Origin of the sequence: Sphingobacterium sp. B29 (assembly GCF_001952815.1) — a bacterium.
GTDB classification, from domain to species: domain Bacteria; phylum Bacteroidota; class Bacteroidia; order Sphingobacteriales; family Sphingobacteriaceae; genus Sphingobacterium; species Sphingobacterium siyangense.
Map to the genome: position 1 here is coordinate 2,254,200 of NZ_CP019158.1, position 24,966 is coordinate 2,279,165.

A 24,966-nucleotide genomic window follows, 5' to 3' on the forward strand; every position below is an offset into this window, starting at 1 on the left:
ATTAATAATTATATTTGTCTAAACATTTTTCGCCGTAGCTATTAAGTCGGCTATAATGTTTGAAAAAAGTAAGTTTAAAATACGTAAGATTATAAAAAGTATGAAAGCAACATTTGGAGGAGGATGTTTTTGGTGTACAGAAGTTATTTTCCAAAACACGGAAGGGGTAACATCGGTATTGCCTGGTTATATGGGAGGGCATGTAGATAAGCCAACTTATGAGCAGGTCTGTACGGGTACAACTGATCATGTTGAGGTTGTCGAGCTAGAATATGACGAAGAGCTGGTGAACTATGAAGACCTATTGAAAATCTTTTTTAAGACACATAACCCGACGACATTAAACCGTCAAGGTAACGACGTGGGGACGCAGTATAGATCAGTTGTTTTTTATCATAATGAAGAACAGGAGATCTTAGCGCAGAATTTTATCGACGAATTGGAAAATGAGGATGTTTATGAGGACGCTATTGTCACAACGGTAGAACCAGCTGTGACATTTTGGTTAGCAGAAGATTATCATCATAATTATTTTAATGATCATCCTGAAAATCCATTTTGTTCAGTAGTCATTGCTCCAAAACTTCAAAAATTCCTAAAAGAATTTAAAGCTTAAAGGACAATACTTAAGGTGTTGTATCCTACACAAAAAAGGCTCGAATATTTATTCGAGCTTTTTTGTGTATTGAATACGAGTTAGAACATTTCCATCTGTCCTTTATCGTCGATTTGGATGTCATTTGGATTAGTGATTTCCAATTTGATATCGTCATTTTTATCGGTTGACTCTACCTCCTTCTCCTTCACGGAACTGTCCACCGCCGTTATGGTACTATCAACCGTTGTTTCTGTGATATCAGTACTCGTTTCGGCTGCTTTTTCTTTACCTTTTTGACTTAAATCTTCATCCGCTGTTGTTAGCGTAACCGATTTTACGGTATGGAAAGACAGGCGGTTTCCTTGTGCTTTTATTCCTTTTACGTCAATAATTTCAGTCAAAGGCTGATCAAGAGTTTCTTCCGTTTGGGATTTACCTTTTAAAATCTCCAATTTGACCATCGGTTCAGCCGCATTACTCATCAATACCAATTTAGATCCTGCATCTTCATTAATAAAGGAAATGCGTTTTCCAATAGGTTGATCGTCAAATTTAAAACGTTTGACAAAGTACGTTCCGCTCTTGCCGTCCTGATGCACAACTGTATAGATATGGTCTGGATAGTATTTTTCGATCCGGATCATTTTCTCGTCAAAGTGGTTGCTTAGATCAAAGTTTGATAATTCGTAGCTACCATCTGAAAGCACCACCAATATCTTATCATCACCGTCGAATTCACCAAGGTATTGGCCACGCTCATCAGCGTTCAAACGTTTCATGATGGTGTCATACCATATTTTTCGTCCTGCCAGCGTGGAGACACCGGAACTTTTAAAGCTGATTTTTTTGACGGGGTATTTCGATACAATATTTCCTTGTGAAGCACGGCCCTTGATTGCAATCTCGGCAAAGTCCATGTCAAAATTTAGCTTGCGCAACTTTGTGTGCGGTTTAAGCTGTATGTTGACTACTTCTGCTTCACCGTTTGGATTGGCTGTGAAATACAGGATTTTAGATCCTTTGGAACCTTTGGATACATCATATTCCTTATCCCGTGTGACACCTACCACAGAGAAACGTTTGATGTAACTGGTGCCAGTTTCGCCTTCTTTGTAGATTGCGTTATAGATTGTACGTTCATCACCTTTTTTGAAAACAGCAACATGGATAATTCCTTTTCCAACGAATACTTTATCCTGGATTTTACTAACAACATATTTGCCATCCTCGCGGAATACAATAATGTCATCGATATCCGAGCAGTCGCATACAAACTCATCTTTCTTCATGCCTGAGCCAATAAATCCTTCCTCACGATTGACATATAGTTTGGCATTTGCTAGGGCAACTTGGGTCGCTTCTACTTTATCGAATATACGCAGTTCGGTTTTACGCTCGCGGTCTTTACTATATTTCTCACGCAATTTCTCAAACCATGCAATGGCATATTCTGTCAATTGACGTAGATGACGCTTGACTTCCTTGATCTCATTTTCGAGTGTTTTCATCATTTCGTCCGCTTTTTTAACGTCGAAACGTGTAATACTACTCATTGGTTTATCGATCAATTTTTTGTAATCTTCTGGTCGTATCTCACGATAAAATTGATCGAAGAAAGGTTCAAACAAACGATTCAGAACCTGCACCACGACCTCAAAGTCACCTGCATTTTCATAATCCGGATGTTTGTACATCCCCTCTTGAATAAATATTTTTAATAAACTACTGAAGAAGATTTTTTCTTGAAGATCGTTTAAGCGAATCTCCAATTCTCGTTTCAATAAATTTTTTGTGTTTATTGTGTTTTCCGTTAGAATGTCATTGACACTCATAAAGTGAGGTTTCTCATCTTTGATAACACAAGTGTTAGGTGAGATAGAGACTTCACAGGCGGTAAAGGCATATAAAGCATCAATCGTTACATCAGGAGAAATTCCAGGAGCCAAATGCACAATGATCTCTACATTTCCTGCTGTATTGTCCTCGATTTTTTTGATCTTAATTTTTCCCTTATCGTTTGCTGTAACCACACTTTCAATCAGACCGCCCGTCGTAGTTCCAAATGGAATTTCTGTAATTGCGAGCGTCTTTTTGTCGCGTTCTTCAATTTTCGCACGTACGCGGATTTTACCGCCACGTTGACCCTCATTATAATTTGAAACGTCGGCCATACCACCCGTAGGGAAGTCTGGGAAGATATTCGGACGTTCACCGTTTAATACCTGAATAGATCCGTCAATTAACTCAATGAAATTGTGCGGCATAATCTTGGTTGCTAAACCAACAGCAATACCTTCGGCACCTTGAGCCAATAATAATGGAAATTTTACCGGAAGTGTGACAGGTTCGCGATTCCGTCCATCATAACTCAATTGCCACTCAGTTGTTTCGGGATTGAAGACAACGTCGTTTGCAAATTTGGATAATCTTCCCTCGATGTACCGTGGAGCAGCAGCAGAGTCGCCCGTAATTGGGAAGCCCCAGTTACCTTGACAGTCAATCAGGAGATCCTTTTGGCCCAATTGTACCATGGCATCACCGATAGAAGCATCACCATGTGGGTGATATTTCATCGTGTTACCAATGACATTGGCAGCTTTATTATATCGTCCATCATCCATTTCCTTCAAGGAATGGAGGATACGACGTTGTACGGGTTTCAAACCGTCATTGATATGTGGAACGGCTCTGTCCAAGATAACATAGGATGCATAGTCCAAAAACCAGTTTTCGTATAGTCCTGATAAAGGTATCGTCTGACTTCCGTTTTCTGTTTTTCCTGATCCCAGCTCTTCTTGATTATCTTCCGTTGGGAAGTTCGTTTCGTCACTCATTTACTCAGCAATAGATTAAATTGTACAATACAGAAATGTTCGAAATAATATTTTATTCGAACGTGTAAAAATACAAAACCATTTTGTTTTATCCCAGTGAAACTATGAAAAGTTAAAAAAATTAGTTTTTAAAACTAATATAATTAGTTTGTTGATTGGTCAATGGCTAGATCATACCAATAACAGGGAATATTCCATAGATCGAAATGAAATTCTTCAGTTACCTGAAATCCTACTTTTTCCAAGACATGCCTTGATCCCAGGTTTGCTGTATGCGTGATGGCATGTACTTCAAAATGGGTCAGCTGTTCGCTGTAATATTGCATGCAGGCTAGCGCGGCTTCTGTCGCATAGCCTTTTCCCCAAGATTCCGTTCTGAAACGATAACCAAGGTCTAAAAATCCAATACGTCCGTTCTCCAATTCGTCAATATACTTAAATCCCGTCCAGCCAATCCATTGATTGCTTGATTTCTCAATGACCCCTAGACGGCCTATACCGTATTTTTCATATTGTTGCTGAATATGCGCGATGGCTTTTTTCATTTCTTCAACAGATTGAACAGGTTCGTTATTCAAAAAGGTATGAACCTCCGGCTGTGAATCCATTGCGAAAAAATAAGCTGCATCATCCATCTGTATTGGACGGATAATTAAACGTTCAGTTTCTAGTATAGGTAAGTGTTTTTCCATAGTGTTTATCTCAAGTGTTACGGTATGCTAAAGCCACAATTTGTCGATATCTTTTTGTAGTATTTTTTCTTTCATTTCCTCTTCAAATTCGCCGAACTGCTCTTTTTTTACAGATTTACTAATTCTGCCCGTTTCGAGTACCAAGATTTCATCGCAGGTATCTTTTAGCGTGGAAAAGATATGGGACGAAATCAGGATCGTTTTACCCATTGCTTTTAAACGAAGAATAATCTCCGTAAGAATAATACTGCTTTGTAGATCGATGCCATTAAAAGGTTCGTCAAGGATATAATAATTATTGTCCTGAAGTAAAGTAGCTGTCAGGGCAAGTTTTTTTTTCATTCCCGTGGAATAGGCGCTAGCATACTCCTTTAAGGGCAACTCGAAAATATTTCTCTCACTGAGGTTTTTGATCTGTTTACCGCGTGCATCCGTCAGTAGATAAATATACTCTTCGCCGGTGAGCTTTGAAAGGAAATACGGATCCGAGGTGAGGTAACCTAAATTGTTTTTTAGCGGTTCTAAATCAGATTTTAAACTTCCCGAGGCGGTTTCTAGTCCAGCAATACAACGAAACAGCGTTGTCTTTCCAGCGCCATTTTCACCGACGATACCATATACTTTTCCGCTATCAAAGAGGTAAGTAACCTCGTGGAGTACTTGATGCTGTCCAAAGGACTTATTGATATTCGTAAGCTCGATCATAAGTGATTTTTTAGATTGTTGATTGCTTTGATATAATAAAAAGGCAAGAGCGCTAGAATCAAAGGGTAAAAGCTAAAACAAAGTGCCAAAGCAAAACCTTCGGGGAAATTGATCTCCCGTGGGTAAGCGACGTATTTCAATGTGATTGCAAAAGGAAGTAAAAGTAATATTCCGCCCAATACAATACAGGCATTAAATAAATCCGATGGAAAGATGACAACATACAGAAAAAGAAGGGGCAGTACCAAGAGCAGACACTGAAAAATTCCCCTTTTAAACTTTCGCATCAGAAAGACTGTTGGTGTATGATGGTGATTCCAGAGGTAAAAAATAGGCTCCGGCAATTGATAATAGAAAACGCAGGTGAGCGCAATGCAAACGACGCAAAATAAAACAAGATTGGAATTGGCTACATAAAAACCGATTCCAGCCAATAGATATACAACAAGCAAAAGCAAGTAGCTCCGTCGGACCCCGATGATAAATTCAAAAGGTTTTTTTGCGAAAGGTGTTGGAATAGATTTTCCGAAAGCTCTAAACGTCAAAAATGTAAAAACAACAGCCAAAGTAATTAATAACAATGCATAGGGCCATTGGCTGTGGAGAAAAAGAATGACGAAGGACGGCAGCGTCAATAGGGCATTCTCTACTATTCTGATCTGATGAAAATCTCGTTTACTGTATGTGTTTTTGAGAAAATCATTTCTATTTTTTTCAGTGAGGAGAAAAAGCAGTTGAAAATTGCCTAGTATCACGGCATAACAGCCAAAAATAGGGTATTGAAACAAAAAGTAATAGATCAAATAGCATAACCCAAACAACAGGAAATATGCGATCGGAACGGGTAGTCCTGTAGCCTTGATATGGCGAGCTAGTAATCTGTATTGAAGCTTTAAATAATTGCTTACCATGATAATCAAACTTAGATAAATTACCTTTTATATGCAATATATTGCATACTATTTCTAAAACCTGTTACTTGGGTGCCTGTTCAGGCATATCGTTCGTGGATTCTATTCCGATAAGCGTGTAGGGTTAATATTTTGAAGAAAGGGAACAAGGAAGCGATGATTTTTAGACGCAACAAAGGGATATTAAATGGAGTCCAGATTCTCCATTTAGACAATGCTTGTTCAGTGATTGTTCAGTGATTGTTCAGTGCTTGTTCAGTGCTTGCTCAGTGTAGACTGAATTAGCACTGATTGATCACTGTCTAAACATTAAATAAAAATTGATATTAGCTCCTTCTTGGTAGACGTATGTGTCCGTTTTAATATTTATCTAGATTATCCCAGCAATAAGGCTGCTATCGGGAAATCAACGATGCAATTAAACCCAAAATCAAATAGCTATATTTTAAATCGAACGCAGACTAGCGGGCTTTGTGCTTTCTCTGCCAGCTCAGCATATAGGTCAATGCAAGTAGCAAAACTACCGCATTGGCATACATAATGACTGGAATCCGAAGGATAACATCACTATAGTATAATCCAGCAAGCAGTGCGCCAAGCCCTATTCCAGCTTCAAGTGAGATATACATGGTTGCTACTGCCTTACCCCGATGTTCAGGTAGGCTAAGGTCGATCGTCCAGGCATTGACGGCAGGGGAGAGTATACCTGTGCCCACGCCATAGATGCTTGCGCCGATCATCATTCCAATGAAACTATTGCCCAAACCGATAGCAACGAGTGCAATAGCAATAATGACCAATCCGACAACAATGACCTTAGGTCTTCCATAACGGTCGGAAACTTTGCCCGATACGAAACGTATCAGCACCGATGCGATCGTAAATGCGAGGAAAAATAGCCCTTTATTTTTAAGTCCCAGGTATTCACTCCAATCGGGAATTAAAGTTAAAATGACCCCATAGGCGGTATAAGATAAAAACGTGACGATTCCAGCTGGAAGGGCACGCCATTCAATAATATCCTTGCGGTTTATTTTGAGCATGGAAAGATTGAATTTTTCTTTTTTCGCCAGTGTTTCTTTCATGTTAATGACGATAAGAATAGACAGAAGTGCCATGAAAGAAGAACAATAAAACATAACATTGATACCAAAGGCCTCGAAAATGGCACTCCCAATTGCTGGGCCAACAGCTGTACCGACGCTAAAAGCCAGTCCATGCATGCCAAGAGCCTCACCCCATCTTTTTTGAGGAACCAGATCGGCGACATACGCAGAAGTTGAGGTAGGTTTAAAACCGGTGGAAAAACCATGTATCAATCGTAAGAATAGGAAGCCCGCGACTGATGTTAAAATGGGATAAAGAAAACCACAGATGAAACAGACGATAGATCCAATTGCCATGACCGGTACACGTCCCCACCGATCGGTCAATTTACCACTAAAAGGCCGCGAAATTCCAGCAGTCAAAGTAAACAATGCTATGATTAGCCCTTTGTACTCCGCACCCCCCAAACTGCTCAGATAATTGGGTAGTTCTGGGATAATCATATTGAAACTGGAAGAAAATAGGAGCGAGCTTAAGCAAAGTAAAATAAATTGTAACGTATAGATGGATTTCTGTTCAGCGGGCATGGTGTAATTTTATCGTGTGTGAATATTCAAAAAAGAACATGGATAGCGGTATCGATCCGTCTTTCAATTGAACTGTTCAAATGTACAGTTTTTGGAGCGATTAAGCTTTTTCTTTTGACAAAAATTAATCGAATCTTTTAAACGAATAGAAAAATGTCGCGACGGGGCTTTTTCTCTATTAAAATTGATATTTTTGATGAAGATCAGAGTTTAAATATGGAAGGGTATATCCAGCCACCTTTCATACCGACTTGGGCTTTGCCGTGGCAGAAACTGAAGATTTGGAAGGAAACAGGATTGGATTACATCAAAAGCTCTAAGCGAAGCATCAAATAGAATCTGTTTTAGGTCAGTTTTTGTCTGGAAATCTCACTACAGAAGATCGTTGTTGCTACGGCTACATTCAATGATTCGGCTTGCCCTAGGCGAGGTATAGTGACAGCTTGATCGATCAAAGCTATTATTTCGTCGCTGATGCCATTTCCTTCGTTACCCATAACAATTAGCCCCTCTTTAGCCCATACAGTCTGATAAATGGATTGACCATCAAGCAGGGCGCCATATACTTTCAATCCAGTAGCCGGAATAAAATCAGTTAAATCAGTATAGTGGATCTGCAGTCTTGCCAATGAGCCCATAGTTGCTTGCACTACTTTAGGATTGTAGGCGTCTACAGTGCCAATGGAACAGATAATATGTTCGATTCCAAACCACTCCGCCGTGCGGATAATTGTCCCAAGATTGCCTGGATCCTGCACATCATCGAGTACAAGGCTAAACTTATTTTTTAAATTACTTGGAACAATTTTTTGCTGTAAAGGAAGTTTGACCAAAGCGAGTATACCTTGTGGCGATTTCAGTGCACTAATCTTTTGGAATTCAGTTTCCGTTAGTTCATGGGATTTTATATTATGCGAGATTTTACCCACTTTTGTGTTGGCGTCGTCCGTGTAGAAAATAGACTCAACCTCATAACTTGATGAAATAAATTCCATCACGGATTTTATACCCTCAACGATAAACAGGCCGTGTTGTTTTCTATACTTTTTATTTTGTAGAGACGTTATTAGACTGATTTGCGCTTTTGACAACATTTTTATTGATGATTAAGTATACTCGTTTTATCGGATTTGCAAGTATAACGCTTTTAGTGTTATTTTTTGCATCATGCCGGTCTTCAAAATATCTTGACGATGACCAAGCTCTGGTTACAAAAGTACAGATTTCTGGTGTCACCCCTGCATTGAAAGAATCATCCGAAACGTATATTTCCAATCAAATAAGACCTAATTCAAGGGTAAATCTATTTATTTACAATACGTTCAATACTAAAAACGGACGCTATAAAACCAAGAAAATTAGGAATGTCGGCGAACCACCTCACTTGCTGGATTCGGCAATGGTAGATTTGTCTGCCAATCAAATCCGGCGTTTTCTATTTTCAAAAGGTTACTTTAAAGCTAAGGTCGAACCTACGATTTCAGTTTCCAAAAAGCGAGCACATATCGATTTTAAAGTGAATGAAGGTGTTCCTTATCAAGTTAGAAATATAGATCGAAAATTTGAGGATGAAGATATAAAGGCAATATTTGAACGGGAGGTACTTCCTAAAACTTCCGTAAAATCCAATACCCAGTACGATGCCGCAAAGTTGCTCGATGAGCGGGAGAAACTTTATGTTTCGATGCGTAACAATGGGTATTACGATTATGTAAGGCAATATATGCGTGCTGGGGTCGATTCAACTATCGATGGACCTTTGATCGACTTGAAAATTAATGTCGAAAATCCATCTGACTCTACGATACATAAAAAGTATCAAATAGACAGTGTTTATATGACGATAAGGAATTATGGAACAATGTCGAAGAAGGAGCCACGTCGTATCCTAGATTCTGCAAAACGCCTTTTATTTGTTGATGAAACGAATAGTTTCAGATGGAAACCTTTGGAACGTTATATGTATTTACGCTCAGGTCAGTACTATTCCTTGCGGGAGGAAAATAAATCCTATGATCGATTGTACGAGATGAATGGTTTTCGTTCTGTCAAAATGCAGTTTGTCAAAAAAGATTCCAATAAACTCGATGTGCACTATGATTTCGTTCCAAGACCTCGTATGGGAAACCAGATAGAGGGGGAGTATACTTTTAGTTCAGGTATGAGCGGCTTCAATATTGGAAATACATTCTCACAACGTAATATCTTTGGTGGTTCGGAGCAATTGGAAGTGAAATTACGTTATGGCGTATTGTTTGATCCGCGTTTAGCAGGAGGGCTTTCCAGCAAAATATTCAATAACGATTTTCAAGCGGGCGTAAATTTGGTTATTCCTCGTCTGATGGTACCCTTTCATATTAACCCAGGGGGGAAGTTTGGTTTGCCCAAAACGACCTACTCGATGACATTGCAGTTGTTCGATCAAGATAAAACCTATTCAAACCGCTATTTTATCACATCGCTGAATTACTCTTGGTATGAAACAGAAAATAAGTACCATAGTTTTACGCCTATCGTTTTGGAGTATCGGGATGGACGCTTGGATTCCAATTTTCGGAACAAGCTTGTACAGGAAGGCTACCAGCTGTATGTACGTAGCAACGATCGCCAGTATTTTGGTTTAGGAACACAATATACCTTTATCCTGAATGGCAAGAAATTGAATAGCAAGGAGGATTTTCAATATTTCAGAGGAACATTGGACGTGAGTGGAAACGTGCTGGACCTTATTAGCTCCTTGGCAAAATTGCCGAAGAATGCTGACGGTGAGAAAAAAATATTTGGTGTGCCCTTTCTTCAATACGCCAAGACAGAATTTGATTATCGTTTATACCGAAATCTTGGTGGAAATAGGCAGTTTGTCTTCCGTTTTAATCCAGGGATAGCGATTCCTTATGGTAATAACTCTAAACTGTTGATTTTTGAAAAGAGCTTTTATAGTGGGGGGATGAATGGTATACGCGCTTGGCAGGCGCGTACCCTGGGACCAGGTGCCTATAACCGGCAGAGTCTTAGTGAGGATTTGCGTTTAAACCTGCGTAATTTGGATCAGTTGGGGGAGATTAAGCTGGAAGCGAATGCGGAGTATCGATTCAGATTACTTAATAACTTCCTGGGCGCGAAGATGAATGGAGCGACATTTGTGGATATGGGAAATGTTTGGCGACTGAAGAAGGATGAAGAACTAAATCCGGGTGGAGAGTTTAAATTCAATAAATTCCTTGGGCAAGTCGCCATCGGTACCGGTTTCGGACTTCGTTTCGATTCGGACTATTTTGTGATTCGCTTAGATGCCGGGCTTAAACTAAAAGATCCACAATTCTCAGGTGCTGATCAATGGGTTATCAAGCACTTCTTTGATTCCAAGGAATTTAAGGCTCAATATTATGAAACCCATAGACCCGACAGATACAATTTTATTCAATACAATTTTGGAATCGGTATGCCGTTCTAATGTACAATCGTTTTTTTATGATTTACTTTGATCACATCAATTGATAGGATTTCCCGAGAGATCGTGTTGTCAACCGATGAGATTTTTGAGACTTGAAAATATAGATTCAAAAATTTTACTCAAGTCTAAACCCTGTGAATGGTTGAATAAAAAGAAAACTATAGCCAGTGCGATCGCTGTCATAATCACTTTTTTAAACATGTAAGCTATTCCTAATACAATGGCCGGGATAATCAAAAACATCAATCCGCTAATGGCAAAAGGAGAGAGTCCGCTATCGCTCTTATAGATATAAAATAAGCGACCTTTGGAAGTTTGTTGATTCTTATGGCTAAAGAATACAAATGTTGATGACTCAATTTTCTGATTAGGGACAGCGACACCCTCATGAAATTGTAGTGCTTGCGAGAAACCATTGATTGTAAATAGGTAATTGCCATGGATGTTTTCATTGGTGTTTCCTAGCGAATCCAATGCAACTACAGCCAATTTTCCATTTTTGGAGAGGTTTTCTTTTACGATAAAGTTTTGGATATTTTGCTCTTGAGCAGCCGCCCAAAAAGGTATCAGTAATAGAAAAAATATAATCTTTTTCATCGTTTTATTTTTATTCAACTCGCTATTTCCCTTTTTAGGGCCTATTTCCGTAGCGTCAATATCGTTTGGAAGATCAGTAGCATTAATATGCTGAATCCGATTTCCTTGAAATGAGACTGCAATTTTAGGGATTTTAATTTTCTTTTGAAAATCTTTAACTATACGAATGTTGAAACCTTTGTAAATACGCTCGAGGGTTTTTCATTATTCCTCAGAAGAAGGTACGATCTCCTGCTTCAGTTAATCCTACTTTTATTTTCTTCTATGGGTAAATTAAGTATTATCCTCCTTGGGTAAAGCATACGAATTGCTTTTATCTGTGTCGTTTGTTAATATCATATTTTGGAAATATCTAATATCAGGCTCCCCCAAAAACTTGTTTATTTTTCCCATCGTTTGATCATCGCACCAGTTACCGTTCTGATCTTGGACTTGTAGTACCCATTTATAAGGTCGTTTGTTGTTGGAAAATTCCTTTATCCTAATAACCCCAAATAAGGCATAGGTAATCTGATTTAACATTTCATCTATTTCCTCTTCTGTATTATCATAATGCCAATGGAAGTGGTCAAAAAAGAGCATATTTTCTCTTACGTCAATACATAATGTAATATCAAAACCCTGAGTGGGAGTGCCTAATATTTGAAGTTCGTTCGCGTTTGGTCTTCGGTATGAGATTTCAGGGTGTTTTGTTAGTTCATCTATAATTAAATCGATAATATTTTGGTCCATCGTAATGTTGGATTATTCACTTATAAAATAGGCTAATTTCCAGAAAAATTTAGTTCTTTGAAAGTTCTTGGATCAATTGCAATTTCACTGCGTCATTTAGAACACCTTTTGGATCATCAATAGTTATTTTTCCAAGGATATCTTTCTTGACGGAAGCCCGATTTCCTTTATTGTCACTCGCATCATAATTTCCTAAAATATCCTTTCTAACTGAAACTCGATTTCCGCTATTGTCTTCAATCGTTTTACCACCTAGAATATCAGTTCTCACTGTGGTACGTTGACCATCACTATTTTCGATAGTGCGATTATCAAGAATATCTTTTGTTATCCGGCTTGAATTACCTTTGTTGTCTCGAATTTCCAGATTGCCGAAGATATCTTTCGATATCGTTGAGCTATTGCCTTGATTATCTCGGATGTCGAGACCTCCAGAAATATTTTTTGATACAGTTTTTACATTTCCTTTTTCATCACGTGTTTCTAAATTACCGTGTATATTTTTTAAAACTGTAGATGAACTTCTGTCTAGATCGGGGATATCAAAATCGCCGCTGCTATTTTTTCTGATAGTAGTTTTATCTCCATCCTCATCTTTTACGACAATATTTCCTGAAAAATCTTCTTTTATGGTCAGTTTAATACCACTCTTATTGACAGTTGTATATTCACCCAGGCTACCCCGTCTAAATTTAATGGTATTTCTCCATGTGTCTGAAAGAATAACTTCTCCCCAGCTATCGGTTTCTATTTTTATAGAGTTTTTATCTAGCCCATCTGAAATTGCCATTTTAATCATGTACTTTTTTATATTGTTAGAAGGGGGATCGGACCATATTCGGGTATACTCTTCCGCTGTTGAAATTTTGGCTTCTGACGTTAAAGTAACTAATAGTAGTGAAAAACTGAATAAGAAATATATACGCATGATCTGTCTGTGATTTAATGTCAATATACGTTTTTTTCGCTACTTTCGTTATATTTAAACAGTAAGCGAAATAATTGATATTACAGTTATAAATAATGTTTAAGCACTTAAAATACATAGACGGTACATCGGATAAATTTTGGGAAATACAAACTTCGGGAGCAACCCATACAATCACCTACGGACGGAACGGAACCGCTGGGCAAAGTAAAAGTAAAACCTTTGATTCCGAGGAAGCCTGTCTAAAGGATGCTGAAAAACTAATTGCGGAGAAGACTAAAAAAGGCTATTCTGAAGATGGTGCTGTAGATGCAGATAGCAAGGAAAAAGGATCCGCTGTTTGACAGCCAACGGCTGCCAGCCAGTTATTGAATTAGTCTAAGATCTCTTCGTATGTCAATGTATTTTTATGATTGGATACACAGATTTTTATAAATGTTGGAGTGATGCCTTTGCCATTTGGACGATACATGGAATAGGTATAGGAATCATTGTCATGATAATTGGCGCGTAGCGTGTCACCTTCATATCTGTCTACCGCAGAGCTATGAACTTCTATTCTTTCATCCATTTTGTCACTCCAAGTTCGTTGATTGATAAAAGATTGTTTGTCTTTTTCGGAAATAGATAGTTCAAATTGATGTGTGTAATCTCTTAAGCCACCACTTTGATTGGAAATAATTTTAAAATCATCGTTTAGCGTGATATGGTGTTCGCTGAGTAGTTGTCTTGCATCAGATTTAGAGAATAATAGATCATCAAATAGTAGGTATAGCGTGAGCATAAGAAAAGGCAATATTAAAACAATCGAGACGATAGTTCCCAACTTTTTACGGCCAGATTTTTTTAGAATCCAGTACATTAAATAGATGAATAGGCCTGGAATGCCAAACCATATCAAAAAAATTAGCGCATATAGCGTATACATTTGTTAATCGTTATAATCCTAAAGCTCCTAATCCACTAATAATGTCTAAGTAGATTTGTGGTATATGTACATTCCCAATATTGTTACGGGTGATATCAGTAATACCAGCATGCGAGATACCCTGAGAAGCATGTATATGTTTAAAGTTGGCTCCCCACATTGCACTTTCTAATGGGACCATCCCATCATTTTTACCTGCCAGTCCCGTTAGGTATTTAAAACTCAATGCGTACAATAAATCATCCTGTGGCTTATTCATTGTCGAAGCAAAGCTCTGATAAAATACATTGTCCATATTGGGGTTGAGCTGGTTGAAAGCACGCATTTTTTTTACACTGAGATCTCGGATTAATTCGATTGGGGCGGGAGATTGCCCTCCAAATAAAAAAGAAATACGTTGGATCAGTTTTTTTGTAACAGAATCCCCGGATAGATGTTTTTCTATTAGATAATCTGCTATTGGTGTTCCGAAGTGTGGCGTGGTTATTGTGCTTAAGGAGGCCACCATTTGATGGCCTTTTAGCGTTGAAATAAAATAGCGAGCGTCGATCCCACCTTTAGAATGCGCGATGAGATTAAATTTAGTGACACCTGTTTTTTCTGCAAGATCTGACAGATTTCTTTTCAGCATCTGTGCATTGTTAGCAACGGTGCCCCATCCATCGGTCTTACCATAAAAAAATGAAATATTGTTTTTTTTGAAAGTCTTGGGAATCCTGCCCCAAAACAAACTACTATCTCCAGCTGCAGTACCATGGATCAATATAATAGGATATCTTAATTTAAAGGCATTCATTGGTTTTTTTTATACGTTTTAATCCATCCAATAGATTTTTTAAATTAGCTTTATCGCATTTATAAAAATATCTGTTTTCCTTGCACCATGTTTAATCTGTTCAAAATGATTCCAGGTTTCTTCGTTACCATTGTCATATTATCCTTTCTTTAAACCAGATAAATAATTGTCAGCTATTTTCATTTACTTTTCTTCTTGTCAGTGAAGTTAGCCAAACTTTATGATAGAATAAAAGTAAATTCTCGCGTATCTCCTATTCTGTTGATTTTAAAAAGGAACTGAAATTTAAAAGTATAGAAAAGAATCATTTTAGCTAATAATTCTTGAATAGGGTAATTAAATTTGATGTGCAGGGAATTATTTGCTAAAATAATTAGTATTTAAATTATTTATAGTTATCTTTGTATTATTCATTTACAGAGGTAATACCAAGAAAATAAACAATTATGTTGTCCGATCAAACTTTAGTATCCGATATAAAGGCAATTATTGTGCAGTCCAAGGAAAATGCTGTGCGTGCTGTCGATCATCAACGCACATTAATGTACTGGCACATAGGTAAACGTATTTTTGAGCAGGAACAGCAAGGTAAAGATAGGGCCGATTATGGGAAATATCTGACCCAATATCTTGCTAAGGCCTTGGAACCTGAATTTGGGAGTGGATTCTCGCGAAGGCAAATTGAATTGTTCCGGCAGTTTTACCGGGTATTTCCAATTGCGAACGCACTGCGTTCGCAATTGAGCTGGACGCAATATCGATTGTTAATGCGACTTGACTTGGACGAACAAAGAGAATTCTATACGGCTGAAACAATCAAAAATAACTGGACATCACGACAGCTCGAAAGACAAGTTTTTAGTAATTTATACGAACGCCTGTTGCTTAGCAACGATAAAGAAAGTGTGTTGGCTGTAGCGAAAAAGGAAAAGATGCCTTCCGATGCGAAGGAGATTATCAAAGATCCGATGGTGCTGGAATTTTTGGGTTTGAAACGGGAAAGCGCTTACTATGAGAAAGATCTTGAGGGCGCCATTATTGCCCATCTTCAAGAGTTCTTATTAGAATTAGGGAATGGCTTTTCATTTGTCGCTAGACAAAAACGTATTCATATCGAAGGCGATGAGTTTTTTGTTGATTTGGTCTTTTACAACCGTTTGTTGCAAAGTTTTGTGATCATTGAGATTAAGACCCATAAATTAACGCATCAAGACATCGGTCAGCTGCAAATGTATGTCAATTACTACGATCGTATCGAAAAGCTCCCGCATGAACATCCGACGGTTGGCATCTTACTATGTGCGAGTAAAAACGATGCGGTCGTCAAATTTACGCTCCCTGAGGGACAAAAACAGATTGTTGCCAGTCAATACGACCTTTACCTGCCTACAGAGCAACAGTTGCTGGATGAGGTGAATAAAGAGTTGAATAGTTTTGTAGGTAAAAGTGACGCTGAGTAGAACTTTCAAGCGTTTATATGGCGCCATTTAAGGGAATTTTAAACGCGCTAAACCGAGTTAATTTATAAGCATTGGGAGATGAAAGCCCTGAGTTTCCGCTTTTTTCATTTTTATTTTTCTAACATAGATTATTTTGTACATTTGTATCGAATAAAATCGAAATTGAAATGGCAGAAACTGTACAACCAAGAGGTCCAAAGACAACTGATAATAATGCGAACCAAACTCATTACTACAAAACATTGGTAGTAGCGATCGCTTTAGGTTTAATAGGTACATTTATCCGTTTTGTACCGGATGTATGTGCGGCAATGGGTCAACAAACTTTTTTGTTTTCCGCAATAGCTAACATCTCCATGATCGTAGGTGCACTTATCGCATTCAAAACCGTTTTCGGAATTTTGGGATTTGGAAAAAACCGTGACTAATTAAAAGTCAACACTAAGATATTTGAAAGCCCCAGTTTACTGGGGCTTTTATATTTTAATCCTTTTTTCTAACTCAGTTCATCGTGGACGATCCCGTCCCGTTATGCTTCCATGATCTACAAGATACAAAAAAAAGGCCTCACGATAGTGAGGCCTTTTTTTTGTATGATTATCGCAGACTATGCGAAAAGTGACCAAGTAGACCAAGGAATACGAGCAAGCATCAAGATCAAACCGATGATATAGAAAATAACAACCGTTTGGTTTGCTTTTCTGGCATTTTCAATCTTTTTAGCTTTAGAGTAACCAATTGTGATCAATACAATAGCAATGATCATAGTTAATGGGTGTTCGATGATTTTAAAACGTAATGTCGGATCTTTCATTACGGCGCCAGAGATCATCGATGGATACTTTAAATAAAAGAATAAGATCAATCCCACCAATAATTGAATATGCGATGCGATAAAACCCAATAAAGCAATTTTACGGTTGTACGGTTTGTTGCCTAAATAGTTTGATAGGGTGATCACGATCGATATCACCAGGGCTAGCAATAATACAATTGCTATAGTCGAGTGTAAGTGTAACATAAAAGCTCTCTTTAATTATTTCCTAAGTTAGCAAAGATAAAAATATAATGAATGTATTTGTCAAAAATCATTGTTCTAGCAGAAATACCTCCGCTATTGGATTGAATAAGTACATGCGTTTGCTGTTCAATTCCATGCACTTATAGCGTTTTCTTATCTTTTCAATGCGTTGAAATGAACGACCATTTTTTAGTTTAAAGAAATGGCCATCCTCCAAAGATTCCACCGTAAGGGCACTGGTTTTGACGGTATCGTATGATTTTAAGGTGCGAAACAGGTGAAGGTCCGTGCAGCTTGAAGCCGCGGGGTTTTCCATGTAGCGATGAATGGCACTGCTAATATCGATTGGAAAAATATTTAATTTAAGGAAGGGCTCCATCAGTTCCTTGAAATTATTTTTCCACTCAGTACCATGTGGCTTGACACGATGCTGGTGTTTGTTCCAGGTTTGTAAATGGGCAAATTCATGGATCGTCGTAATCAGAAATGAATAGGAATTTAAGTCATGGTTGACTGAGATGCGGTGTGGGCTTCCTTTAAACGGTGCACGGTAATCTCCCAGTTTGGTACTCCTTGAACGAGAGATCTTAAATAAGCAGCGGGTATGATTAATCCAGTTGGATATAATCGGCGCAGCTTCTTCAGGCATGTATTTTTTAAGCGTAGCACTATAATCTTGCATGCCATAAAAATAGGGATTTATTCATGTCAATAGTGCTAAATGAGAACATTCTTTTGTCAAAAATAAAAGCAGTTTACTAAAAATAGTAGTTTTTAATTTGGAAAAATGATATTATTTTTAGTATTTAGTACCTAAGAATATTAAAAGTGGGCATGTTATTAAAGCAGAGTAGCTGTTTTTTTAAATAAAATATATTGAAATCGCCTGAGTTTTAGGTAAATTACCTACAGAAAGGTTCATGAAACATAGGATCCGATTGAGGAACGGTATTTCCTCTAAACTGTAATTAGACCTTCAAGAATATGCTAGATACCTTACATATTAGAAATTATGCGCTCATCAACGAATTGGAAATCCAATTTGATAAAGGTTTGAATATGATTACCGGTGAAACCGGTGCCGGTAAATCTATTATCATGGGAGCATTATCGTTGATCTTAGGAAATAGAGCAGAAGGCAAGCATTTTTTCGACCCAACCAAGAAATGTGTGATTGAAGGGGAATTTAAAATTGGTTCTTACCAGCTACTTCGTTTTTTTGAGGAAAATGATCTCGATTACGCGGACCATACGATTATTCGAAGAGAGATATCTCCCGATGGTAAATCCCGGGCATTTATTAATGATTCTCCCGTCACCCTGGCTATCCTTAAAGCTTTAGGCGAGCAGTTGATTGATGTGCATTCTCAACATGCAACATTGCAGATTAATACAGAAGATTTTCAGTTTTTGGTAGTGGATAGTGTAGCAGGCTCTTTCGGACTGAAGCAAAGCTATCGAGAGAGCTTCTTCGCTTATAAGAAAGCAAAAAAAGAACTCGAAGAATTTAAGGATCTGGTAAAAAAAGCTGCAATAGAACAGGATTATTTTCAGTTTCAATTTGATGAACTTGACGCCGCCCGATTGGTCGCAGATGAACAGGGACAACTCGAAGTACAACAGCGGCAGTTGGAAAATGCAGAAGATATCAAACGTGCACTAACTGGGGCATCAAATCTATTGGAAAATGAAGATACGGCAGTTTTAAGCCGTTTAAAAGAGACGATGAGCCAGGTGGAAGGCATTGCCTCATTTCTGCCTGAGGCTGCAGATTTGGCTGCACGATTAAAGAGCACATGGATTGAGCTGAAGGATGTCGCAGCAGAGCTGAGCTCTCTTGAGGAGGATACCCAAATCGACGAAGGTACTTTATTGGAAATAAATGAGCGCTTGAGTTTATTGTATTCCTTACAGAAAAAACATCATGTGGACTCCGTTGAGGAGCTGATCAAATTACGTGATGATCTTGAATCCAAACTGTTTGCTATAAATTCTTCGGATGAGCAATTGGAGCGATTGGAAAAAGAGGTTGTGGCTAAATTAGCCATTGCCCAGAAAAACGCAAAGGAACTATCAGCAGCCAGAAGAAAGGTACTGGAGATGATCGCAAAGGATGTGCAAGCGACCTTGTCAAATGTAGGTATGCCGAATGCACGACTTCAAATTAATCTGGAACCATTAAAGGAAGGGGATATGCGGGAATCGGGGATGGATTCAATACAGTTTTTATTTTCGGCCAATAAAGGACAGGCATTGCAATCCATTCATAAGGTTGCATCGGGAGGAGAGCTTTCTCGTGTTATGTTGGCCATTAAATCCTTAGTTGCTAAAACTTCTGCATTACCTACTATTATTTTTGATGAGATCGATACAGGAATCTCTGGAGAGGTTGCGCTACGCGTAGGAGAGGTGATGGAAAGTCTTGCTGAGAATATGCAGGTTATTGCTATTTCCCATTTACCGCAAATTGCCGCTAAAGGTGCTGCGCATTATAAAGTATATAAGGAAGACAAAGCCAACCGAACCATATCTAACATTGTTCGTTTAGATCAAGAGGGGAGAGTCAAGGAAATCGCTCAGATGCTTAGTGGGGCCAATCCCACAGATGCAGCATTGGAACATGCGGAGTTGTTACTGAAAGGATAGTTAACATAAAAAAATGCCCCAAAAAGAATTCAACTTTTGAGGCATTTTAATTTTTCACGATCTTTTTACTAGTTTCCTATAGTGGCATCTGTTAAAACAACTTTAACGATCATATTGTCCGGTGCAGCTGGAGCTCCCCCACTTACGTCGTTAGCGTAAATACGTACGACGCCAATAGAATAGTTGTACGAAAACTGATATCCATATAGTTCTGAAGGAATCGCTTCATATCTATCAGGAGTAGCGTCCACATTTATGGCCACGCTAACATGACCGTCTTCATAATAACGTTTATCTAAATCTTTGATGGCGATATCTTTTCTATAAGTATTAGTACCCTCTTTGACCCATTCAGTTGATTTTACGGGAAATACATAACTTGTGCCGTCTAAAACGTTCACTTCTTGAGTAATATATTCCTTCTTACAAGAAGAAAATGAAACCAGGGCTGCGGTTCCAATTAATGCTGCGAATAAAAGTCTTTTCATATTGTTTGTGTTATTTGTGATAATTTTTTTATTATAGGACGATAAAATAGTGCGAAAGTTTAACGCCAAATTCATATACAACAAAAAATGCACCATAAAGGTGCATTTTATTGAAATTATTTTTAAAGATGGCTGAAGCTTACTTCTCAGCTGTATCTTTTGAAGACTTAGAATCTGAGCTAGAAACCTCAATATCTTTGGTTTCAGGATTAATGCTCACGGTCAAAACTGAACCAGTTTGCACATTTCCTTTGAGGATCTCTTCTGCAATCGGATCTTCAAGATATTTTTGGATTGCTCGTTTTAATGGACGTGCACCAAAATTACTGTCATAACCTTTGTCTGCGATGAAATCTTTTGCCTCATCGGTTAAATTGATGGTATAACCCAAATCAGCGATACGTTTGAACAATGACCTTAATTCAATATCAATGATTTTGAAGATATTCTCTTTTGTCAATGAGTTGAATACAATCACATCATCGATACGGTTCAAAAATTCAGGAGCGAAAGCTCTTTTCAAAGCGGTTTCAATAACTCCACGTGAATGCGCATCAGATTGTTGTGATTTTGCTGCAGTGGTGAAACCAACACCCTGACCAAATTCCTTCAATTGGCGTGCCCCAATATTTGAAGTCATAATGATTATGGTATTTCTGAAATCTACTTTACGGCCCAAACTATCTGTCAATTGGCCTTCGTCCAACACCTGTAACATGAGATTAAATACATCCGGGTGAGCTTTCTCAATCTCATCCAATAAGACAACCGCATAAGGTTTACGACGTACTTTTTCAGTCAATTGACCACCTTCTTCATAACCAACATATCCTGGAGGCGCTCCAACAAGGCGAGATACCGCAAATTTCTCCATGTATTCGCTCATGTCAATTTGGATCAGTGCATCTTCTGTATCAAACATAAATCGCGCTAATTCTTTAGCCAACTCTGTTTTACCAACCCCAGTAGGACCCAAGAAGATAAATGACCCGATTGGTTTTTTAGGATCCTTCAAGCCCGCACGTGTACGTTGAATAGCTTTCACCAATTTACCTACAGCGTCATCTTGACCAATGATTCTTCCCTTCATCAACTCAGCCATATTCAACAGTTTTTGACTGTCTGTTTGACTAACACGTTGTACTGGAATACCTGTCATCATGGCCACTACTTCAGCAACATTTTCTTCTGAAACAGTATAGCGTTTAGATTTTGTCTCTTCTTCCCAAGCGATTTTTTCTTTCTCGAGCTCTTCGATCAATTTTTTCTCCGTATCACGCAATTTGGCAGCCTCTTCGTATTTTTGACTACGAACGACTTTGTTCTTTTCCAATTTGACCTCTTCAATTTTATTTTCAATGTCAATAATGGACTGCGGTACATGAATATTGTTTAAGTGCACGCGAGAGCCTGCCTCATCCAAAGCATCAATAGCCTTATCTGGTAAGAATCTGTCTGTAATATAACGTGTTGTTAATGACACACAGGCTTCGATCGCTTCGGGAGTGTAGGTCACATTGTGGTGATCCTCATATTTCTCCTTGATACGATTCAATATCTCAACCGTTTCATCATGCGTTGCCGGCTCAATTGTTACCCGTTGGAAACGACGGTCCAAAGCACCATCTTTTTCAATGTATTGACGATATTCGTCCAATGTGGTTGCACCAATACATTGGATTTCTCCTCTTGCCAAGGCTGGTTTGAACATATTGGAAGCATCTAACGATCCTGAAGCGCCACCTGCACCAACGATGGTGTGAATCTCATCGATAAATAAGATGACATCCGGTGATTTCTCCAGTTCATTCATGACCGCTTTCATACGTTCTTCAAATTGACCTCGGTATTTTGTTCCAGCAACCAATGAAGCCAGATCCAATGTGACTACACGCTTATTGAATAATACACGTGATACCTTGCGTTGAACAATACGAAGAGCAAGTCCCTCCGCAATAGCTGATTTACCAACTCCCGGTTCACCGATCAACAAAGGATTGTTCTTCTTGCGTCGGGATAAAATTTGAGATACACGCTCAATTTCTTTTTCGCGACCCACAATAGGATCCAATTTACCCTCTTCGGCAGCTTTGGTCAAATCACGGCCAAAGTTGTCCAATACCGGAGTTTTGGATTTGATATCCGAAACTTTTTTAGGTTGGATATATTGATCATCCTCAGCAAAATCATCGTCGCCGGTAGGAGAGCCCGGAGCTTCATCCTTGATGGTCGTTCTATTTTGCTCAACTTCAGATTTGAAGATGTCGTAAGTCACATTGTATTGTTGTAAAATCTGAGAAGCAATATTATCTTCATCTCGTAAGATAGCCAATAATAGATGCTCCGTTCCGATGATGTCCGATTTGAATATTTTAGCTTCCAAATAAGTGATCTTCAAAACTTTTTCAGCCTGTTTTGTTAATGGCATATTGCCAATAGGAGCGCGTGAAACCGATGCCCCCTTCACTGCGTCCTCCACAGATTGACGTAGTGCTGTCGTGTCAATGCCTATGTTTTTAAGGATCTTTATCGCCATACCATCGCCTTCACGAATCAATCCGAGCAATAAATGCTCCGTTCCTATATAATCGTGACGCAATCTCAAAGCTTCCTCTCTACTGTACGATATGACATCCTTTACGCGCGGTGAAAATTTTGCTTCCATTGAATACCTTTCTGTTTTATATTAAGGATATATAAATGTAGTAAATTCTGCATTTCAAACCTTAAAATTATTTTAAATAATGTCATCAACAATTAAGCCATGACCGTTATACGTCCAAAATGTCAGTATAAAAGATTACATTTGTATGTTAATATAATAAGAGTTTTCGAATTTTTTTAAATTTTATGTCAGACGAGAAGATCATTTTTTCGATGGCGGGTGTCAACAAAATCTATCCGCCTCAAAAACAAGTGTTAAAAAATATCTATTTATCTTTTTTCTATGGCGCGAAGATCGGCGTGATCGGTTTAAACGGATCAGGTAAATCTTCCCTATTAAAAATTATCGCTGGATTGGATAAGTCCTACCAAGGCGAGGTGGTGTTCTCCCCAGGTTACTCTGTGGGTTATTTAGCACAAGAACCTCAATTGGATCTTGAAAAGACTGTTCTTGAAGTCGTTCAGGAAGGTGTCGCTGAAATTACAGCCATCTTACAGGAATACGAAGAAATCAACGAAAAATTTGGCTTGCCAGAGGTGTATGAAAATGCCGATGAGATGGACAAATTGTTGGCTAGACAAGGGGAACTTCAGGATATCATTGATGCCACTAACGCTTGGGAAATCGATTCGAAATTGGAAAGAGCAATGGATGCTTTACGTTGCCCCGAACCAGATGCGAAGATTGTCAATTTGTCAGGTGGCGAGCGCAGACGTGTAGCATTATGTCGCTTATTGTTGCAGGAACCTGATGTATTACTCCTAGATGAGCCGACCAACCACTTGGACGCCGAGTCGATTGATTGGTTAGAACAACATTTAAAACAATATAAAGGAACGGTCATTGCCGTTACCCACGACCGTTATTTCTTGGATAATGTAGCTGGATGGATTCTTGAATTGGATCGCGGAGAGGGTATTCCTTGGAAAGGAAATTATTCTTCTTGGTTAGATCAAAAAGCAAAACGCTTGGCACAGGAAGAAAAACAGGAAACCAAACGTCAAAAAACCTTGGAACGTGAGCTGGAATGGGTGCGTATGGCACCGAAAGCACGCCACGCCAAATCGAAAGCTCGTTTGCATAACTATGAAAAATTAGCTTCTGAGGAAACGAAAGAACGCGAAGAAAAATTGGAATTGTTTATTCCACCGGGACCACGTTTAGGTAATTCGGTCATTGAGGCAACTAATATTTCCAAAGCGTATGGCGATCGTATCTTGTTTGAAAACTTGAGTTTCATGTTGCCGCCTGCGGGTATCGTAGGGATTATTGGACCCAACGGTGCGGGTAAAACAACCTTATTCCGTCTGATTACAGGTCAGGAAACACCTGACACGGGTTCGTTCAAGGTCGGAGAAACAGTAAAATTGGGTTACGTAGACCAAATGCACCACGACCTCGATCCTGAAAAATCGGTTTGGGAAAATATTACGGGTGGCAGCGACAATATGATGCTGGGCAATCGCTCGGTAAACTCAAGAGCTTACGTTTCCAAATTTAATTTTAACGGTGCTGATCAACAAAAGAAAGTAGGTGTACTTTCTGGTGGAGAACGTAACCGTGTTCACTTGGCTATTACACTCAAAGAAGGCTCAAATGTGCTCTTACTTGATGAGCCGACCAATGATATTGATGTAAATACCTTACGGGCACTGGAAGAAGGCTTGGAGAATTTCGGTGGTTGTGCCGTTGTGATCTCCCACGATAGATGGTTCCTGGATCGTATCTGTACACATATCCTTGCTTTTGAAGGGGATTCACAGGTTTATTTCTTTGAAGGTAACTACACTGAATATGAAGAAAACCGTAAAAAACGTGTTGGTGACGTGACACCGCACCGTATTAAATACAAGAAACTGGTAAAATAAGCAACGATC

At 38.6% G+C, this 24,966-nt stretch carries 22 protein-coding genes; 7 read left to right on the top strand and 15 right to left on the bottom strand.

The annotated features are described in order from the left end of the window. Positions 1-100: 100 nt before the first annotated feature. Complete coding sequence (msrA, locus tag BV902_RS09305; protein WP_083663801.1) at positions 101-616, top strand: peptide-methionine (S)-S-oxide reductase MsrA; 516 nt, start codon at positions 101-103, stop codon at positions 614-616. Positions 617-696: 80 nt separating this feature from the next. On the opposite strand, the gene BV902_RS09310 is transcribed toward msrA, so the two are convergent. The 6 genes from BV902_RS09310 to BV902_RS09340 form a co-directional block, all read right to left on the bottom strand. Further along, positions 697-3,432, bottom strand: a complete 2,736-nt coding sequence (locus tag BV902_RS09310) for a DNA gyrase/topoisomerase IV subunit A (RefSeq protein ID WP_075991697.1) — start codon at positions 3,430-3,432, stop codon at positions 697-699. A 143-nt stretch (positions 3,433-3,575) separates the two neighbouring features. Further along, positions 3,576-4,124, bottom strand: a complete 549-nt coding sequence (locus BV902_RS09315) for a GNAT family N-acetyltransferase (RefSeq protein ID WP_075991698.1) — start codon at positions 4,122-4,124, stop codon at positions 3,576-3,578. A 27-nt stretch (positions 4,125-4,151) separates the two neighbouring features. Then, positions 4,152-4,829: an ABC transporter ATP-binding protein gene (locus tag BV902_RS09320; protein ID WP_075991699.1), complete on the bottom strand. Its 678-nt coding sequence runs from the start codon at positions 4,827-4,829 to the stop codon at positions 4,152-4,154. Further along, positions 4,826-5,740: a hypothetical protein gene (locus BV902_RS09325; protein ID WP_075991700.1), complete on the bottom strand. Its 915-nt coding sequence runs from the start codon at positions 5,738-5,740 to the stop codon at positions 4,826-4,828. The genes BV902_RS09320 and BV902_RS09325 overlap by 4 nt, the downstream gene beginning before the upstream one ends. A gap of 461 nt (positions 5,741-6,201) precedes the next feature. Then, on the bottom strand, positions 6,202-7,374 hold the full coding sequence (locus BV902_RS09330; protein ID WP_075991701.1) for an MFS transporter: 1,173 nt from the start codon (positions 7,372-7,374) through the stop codon (positions 6,202-6,204). Between the two features lie 344 nt (positions 7,375-7,718). After that, on the bottom strand, positions 7,719-8,468 hold the full coding sequence (locus BV902_RS09340; protein WP_075991703.1) for a TrmH family RNA methyltransferase: 750 nt from the start codon (positions 8,466-8,468) through the stop codon (positions 7,719-7,721). Positions 8,469-8,476: 8 nt separating this feature from the next. On the opposite strand from BV902_RS09340, the gene tamL reads away from it, so the two are divergent. After that, positions 8,477-10,828, top strand: a complete 2,352-nt coding sequence (gene tamL / locus BV902_RS09345; RefSeq protein WP_075991704.1) for a translocation and assembly module lipoprotein TamL — start codon at positions 8,477-8,479, stop codon at positions 10,826-10,828. Between the two features lie 69 nt (positions 10,829-10,897). Here the strand turns inward: tamL and BV902_RS09350 are convergent, their stop codons facing one another. From BV902_RS09350 to BV902_RS09360, 3 genes are all read right to left on the bottom strand, one after another. After that, complete coding sequence (locus BV902_RS09350; RefSeq protein ID WP_075991705.1) at positions 10,898-11,425, bottom strand: hypothetical protein; 528 nt, start codon at positions 11,423-11,425, stop codon at positions 10,898-10,900. 273 nt (positions 11,426-11,698) lie between these two features. After that, entirely contained in the window at positions 11,699-12,157 is a 459-nt protein-coding gene (locus tag BV902_RS09355) for a hypothetical protein (RefSeq protein ID WP_075991706.1), read from the bottom strand. Positions 12,158-12,206: 49 nt separating this feature from the next. Continuing rightward, positions 12,207-12,947 (bottom strand): hypothetical protein, encoded by a 741-nt coding sequence (locus BV902_RS09360; RefSeq protein ID WP_157625982.1) that lies wholly within the window; start codon positions 12,945-12,947, stop codon positions 12,207-12,209. 233 nt (positions 12,948-13,180) lie between these two features. On the opposite strand from BV902_RS09360, the gene BV902_RS09365 reads away from it, so the two are divergent. After that, complete coding sequence (locus BV902_RS09365) at positions 13,181-13,429, top strand: WGR domain-containing protein (protein ID WP_075991708.1); 249 nt, start codon at positions 13,181-13,183, stop codon at positions 13,427-13,429. A gap of 29 nt (positions 13,430-13,458) precedes the next feature. Here BV902_RS09365 and BV902_RS09370 read toward each other — a convergent pair whose 3' ends face one another. Both BV902_RS09370 and BV902_RS09375 read right to left on the bottom strand, forming a co-directional pair. After that, the gene (locus BV902_RS09370) at positions 13,459-14,013 is read right to left on the bottom strand and encodes a hypothetical protein (RefSeq protein WP_075991709.1); all 555 of its coding nucleotides are present in this window, start codon (positions 14,011-14,013) and stop codon (positions 13,459-13,461) included. A 10-nt stretch (positions 14,014-14,023) separates the two neighbouring features. After that, entirely contained in the window at positions 14,024-14,809 is a 786-nt protein-coding gene (locus tag BV902_RS09375; RefSeq protein ID WP_075991710.1) for an alpha/beta hydrolase, read from the bottom strand. A 446-nt stretch (positions 14,810-15,255) separates the two neighbouring features. On the opposite strand from BV902_RS09375, the gene BV902_RS09380 reads away from it, so the two are divergent. Together BV902_RS09380 and BV902_RS09385 are read left to right on the top strand one after the other, a co-directional pair. Beyond that, a complete protein-coding gene (locus BV902_RS09380) occupies positions 15,256-16,269 on the top strand; it encodes a PDDEXK nuclease domain-containing protein (RefSeq protein WP_075991711.1) in 1,014 nt (337 codons plus the stop codon). Between the two features lie 167 nt (positions 16,270-16,436). Then, positions 16,437-16,697 (top strand): hypothetical protein, encoded by a 261-nt coding sequence (locus BV902_RS09385; protein ID WP_075991712.1) that lies wholly within the window; start codon positions 16,437-16,439, stop codon positions 16,695-16,697. Between the two features lie 179 nt (positions 16,698-16,876). Here BV902_RS09385 and BV902_RS09390 read toward each other — a convergent pair whose 3' ends face one another. Then, positions 16,877-17,290: a hypothetical protein gene (locus BV902_RS09390; RefSeq protein ID WP_075991713.1), complete on the bottom strand. Its 414-nt coding sequence runs from the start codon at positions 17,288-17,290 to the stop codon at positions 16,877-16,879. A 67-nt stretch (positions 17,291-17,357) separates the two neighbouring features. Beyond that, positions 17,358-17,972 carry a sprT domain-containing protein gene (locus BV902_RS09395; protein WP_075991714.1) on the bottom strand — a complete coding sequence of 205 codons (615 nt, stop codon included), beginning with the start codon at positions 17,970-17,972 and terminating at the stop codon, positions 17,358-17,360. Between the two features lie 302 nt (positions 17,973-18,274). On the opposite strand from BV902_RS09395, the gene recN reads away from it, so the two are divergent. Further along, on the top strand, positions 18,275-19,936 hold the full coding sequence (gene recN, locus BV902_RS09400) for a DNA repair protein RecN (RefSeq protein ID WP_075991715.1): 1,662 nt from the start codon (positions 18,275-18,277) through the stop codon (positions 19,934-19,936). A gap of 68 nt (positions 19,937-20,004) precedes the next feature. Here the strand turns inward: recN and BV902_RS09405 are convergent, their stop codons facing one another. After that, positions 20,005-20,424, bottom strand: a complete 420-nt coding sequence (locus BV902_RS09405; RefSeq protein WP_075994693.1) for a hypothetical protein — start codon at positions 20,422-20,424, stop codon at positions 20,005-20,007. A gap of 139 nt (positions 20,425-20,563) precedes the next feature. Continuing rightward, on the bottom strand, positions 20,564-23,089 hold the full coding sequence (locus BV902_RS09410) for an ATP-dependent Clp protease ATP-binding subunit (protein ID WP_075991716.1): 2,526 nt from the start codon (positions 23,087-23,089) through the stop codon (positions 20,564-20,566). 185 nt (positions 23,090-23,274) lie between these two features. Here BV902_RS09410 and ettA point away from each other — a divergent pair, with 185 nt between their 5' ends. Beyond that, entirely contained in the window at positions 23,275-24,957 is a 1,683-nt protein-coding gene (ettA, locus tag BV902_RS09415) for an energy-dependent translational throttle protein EttA (protein ID WP_046672222.1), read from the top strand. Positions 24,958-24,966: the final 9 nt, after the last annotated feature.

What these genes read in the sequence shown, in the direction of transcription:
- BV902_RS09410 (WP_075991716.1), bottom strand. Translation starts at nt 23,089, where the DNA reads ATGGAAGCAAAATTTTCACCGCGCGTAAAGGATGTCATATCGTACAGT.
- BV902_RS09330 (WP_075991701.1), bottom strand. Translation starts at nt 7,374, where the DNA reads ATGCCCGCTGAACAGAAATCCATCTATACGTTACAATTTATTTTACTT.
- BV902_RS09385 (WP_075991712.1), top strand. Translation starts at nt 16,437, where the DNA reads ATGGCAGAAACTGTACAACCAAGAGGTCCAAAGACAACTGATAATAAT.
- BV902_RS09375 (WP_075991710.1), bottom strand. Translation starts at nt 14,809, where the DNA reads ATGAATGCCTTTAAATTAAGATATCCTATTATATTGATCCATGGTACT.
- tamL (WP_075991704.1), top strand. Translation starts at nt 8,477, where the DNA reads ATGATTAAGTATACTCGTTTTATCGGATTTGCAAGTATAACGCTTTTA.
- BV902_RS09355 (WP_075991706.1), bottom strand. Translation starts at nt 12,157, where the DNA reads ATGGACCAAAATATTATCGATTTAATTATAGATGAACTAACAAAACAC.
- msrA (WP_083663801.1), top strand. Translation starts at nt 101, where the DNA reads ATGAAAGCAACATTTGGAGGAGGATGTTTTTGGTGTACAGAAGTTATT.
- BV902_RS09370 (WP_075991709.1), bottom strand. Translation starts at nt 14,013, where the DNA reads ATGTATACGCTATATGCGCTAATTTTTTTGATATGGTTTGGCATTCCA.
- BV902_RS09310 (WP_075991697.1), bottom strand. Translation starts at nt 3,432, where the DNA reads ATGAGTGACGAAACGAACTTCCCAACGGAAGATAATCAAGAAGAGCTG.
- BV902_RS09405 (WP_075994693.1), bottom strand. Translation starts at nt 20,424, where the DNA reads ATGAAAAGACTTTTATTCGCAGCATTAATTGGAACCGCAGCCCTGGTT.
- ettA (WP_046672222.1), top strand. Translation starts at nt 23,275, where the DNA reads ATGTCAGACGAGAAGATCATTTTTTCGATGGCGGGTGTCAACAAAATC.
- BV902_RS09380 (WP_075991711.1), top strand. Translation starts at nt 15,256, where the DNA reads ATGTTGTCCGATCAAACTTTAGTATCCGATATAAAGGCAATTATTGTG.
- BV902_RS09360 (WP_157625982.1), bottom strand. Translation starts at nt 12,947, where the DNA reads ATGGCAATTTCAGATGGGCTAGATAAAAACTCTATAAAAATAGAAACC.
- BV902_RS09315 (WP_075991698.1), bottom strand. Translation starts at nt 4,124, where the DNA reads ATGGAAAAACACTTACCTATACTAGAAACTGAACGTTTAATTATCCGT.
- BV902_RS09325 (WP_075991700.1), bottom strand. Translation starts at nt 5,740, where the DNA reads ATGGTAAGCAATTATTTAAAGCTTCAATACAGATTACTAGCTCGCCAT.
- BV902_RS09390 (WP_075991713.1), bottom strand. Translation starts at nt 17,290, where the DNA reads ATGTTACACTTACACTCGACTATAGCAATTGTATTATTGCTAGCCCTG.
- BV902_RS09340 (WP_075991703.1), bottom strand. Translation starts at nt 8,468, where the DNA reads ATGTTGTCAAAAGCGCAAATCAGTCTAATAACGTCTCTACAAAATAAA.
- BV902_RS09350 (WP_075991705.1), bottom strand. Translation starts at nt 11,425, where the DNA reads ATGAAAAAGATTATATTTTTTCTATTACTGATACCTTTTTGGGCGGCT.
- BV902_RS09365 (WP_075991708.1), top strand. Translation starts at nt 13,181, where the DNA reads ATGTTTAAGCACTTAAAATACATAGACGGTACATCGGATAAATTTTGG.
- BV902_RS09320 (WP_075991699.1), bottom strand. Translation starts at nt 4,829, where the DNA reads ATGATCGAGCTTACGAATATCAATAAGTCCTTTGGACAGCATCAAGTA.
- BV902_RS09395 (WP_075991714.1), bottom strand. Translation starts at nt 17,972, where the DNA reads ATGCAAGATTATAGTGCTACGCTTAAAAAATACATGCCTGAAGAAGCT.
- recN (WP_075991715.1), top strand. Translation starts at nt 18,275, where the DNA reads ATGCTAGATACCTTACATATTAGAAATTATGCGCTCATCAACGAATTG.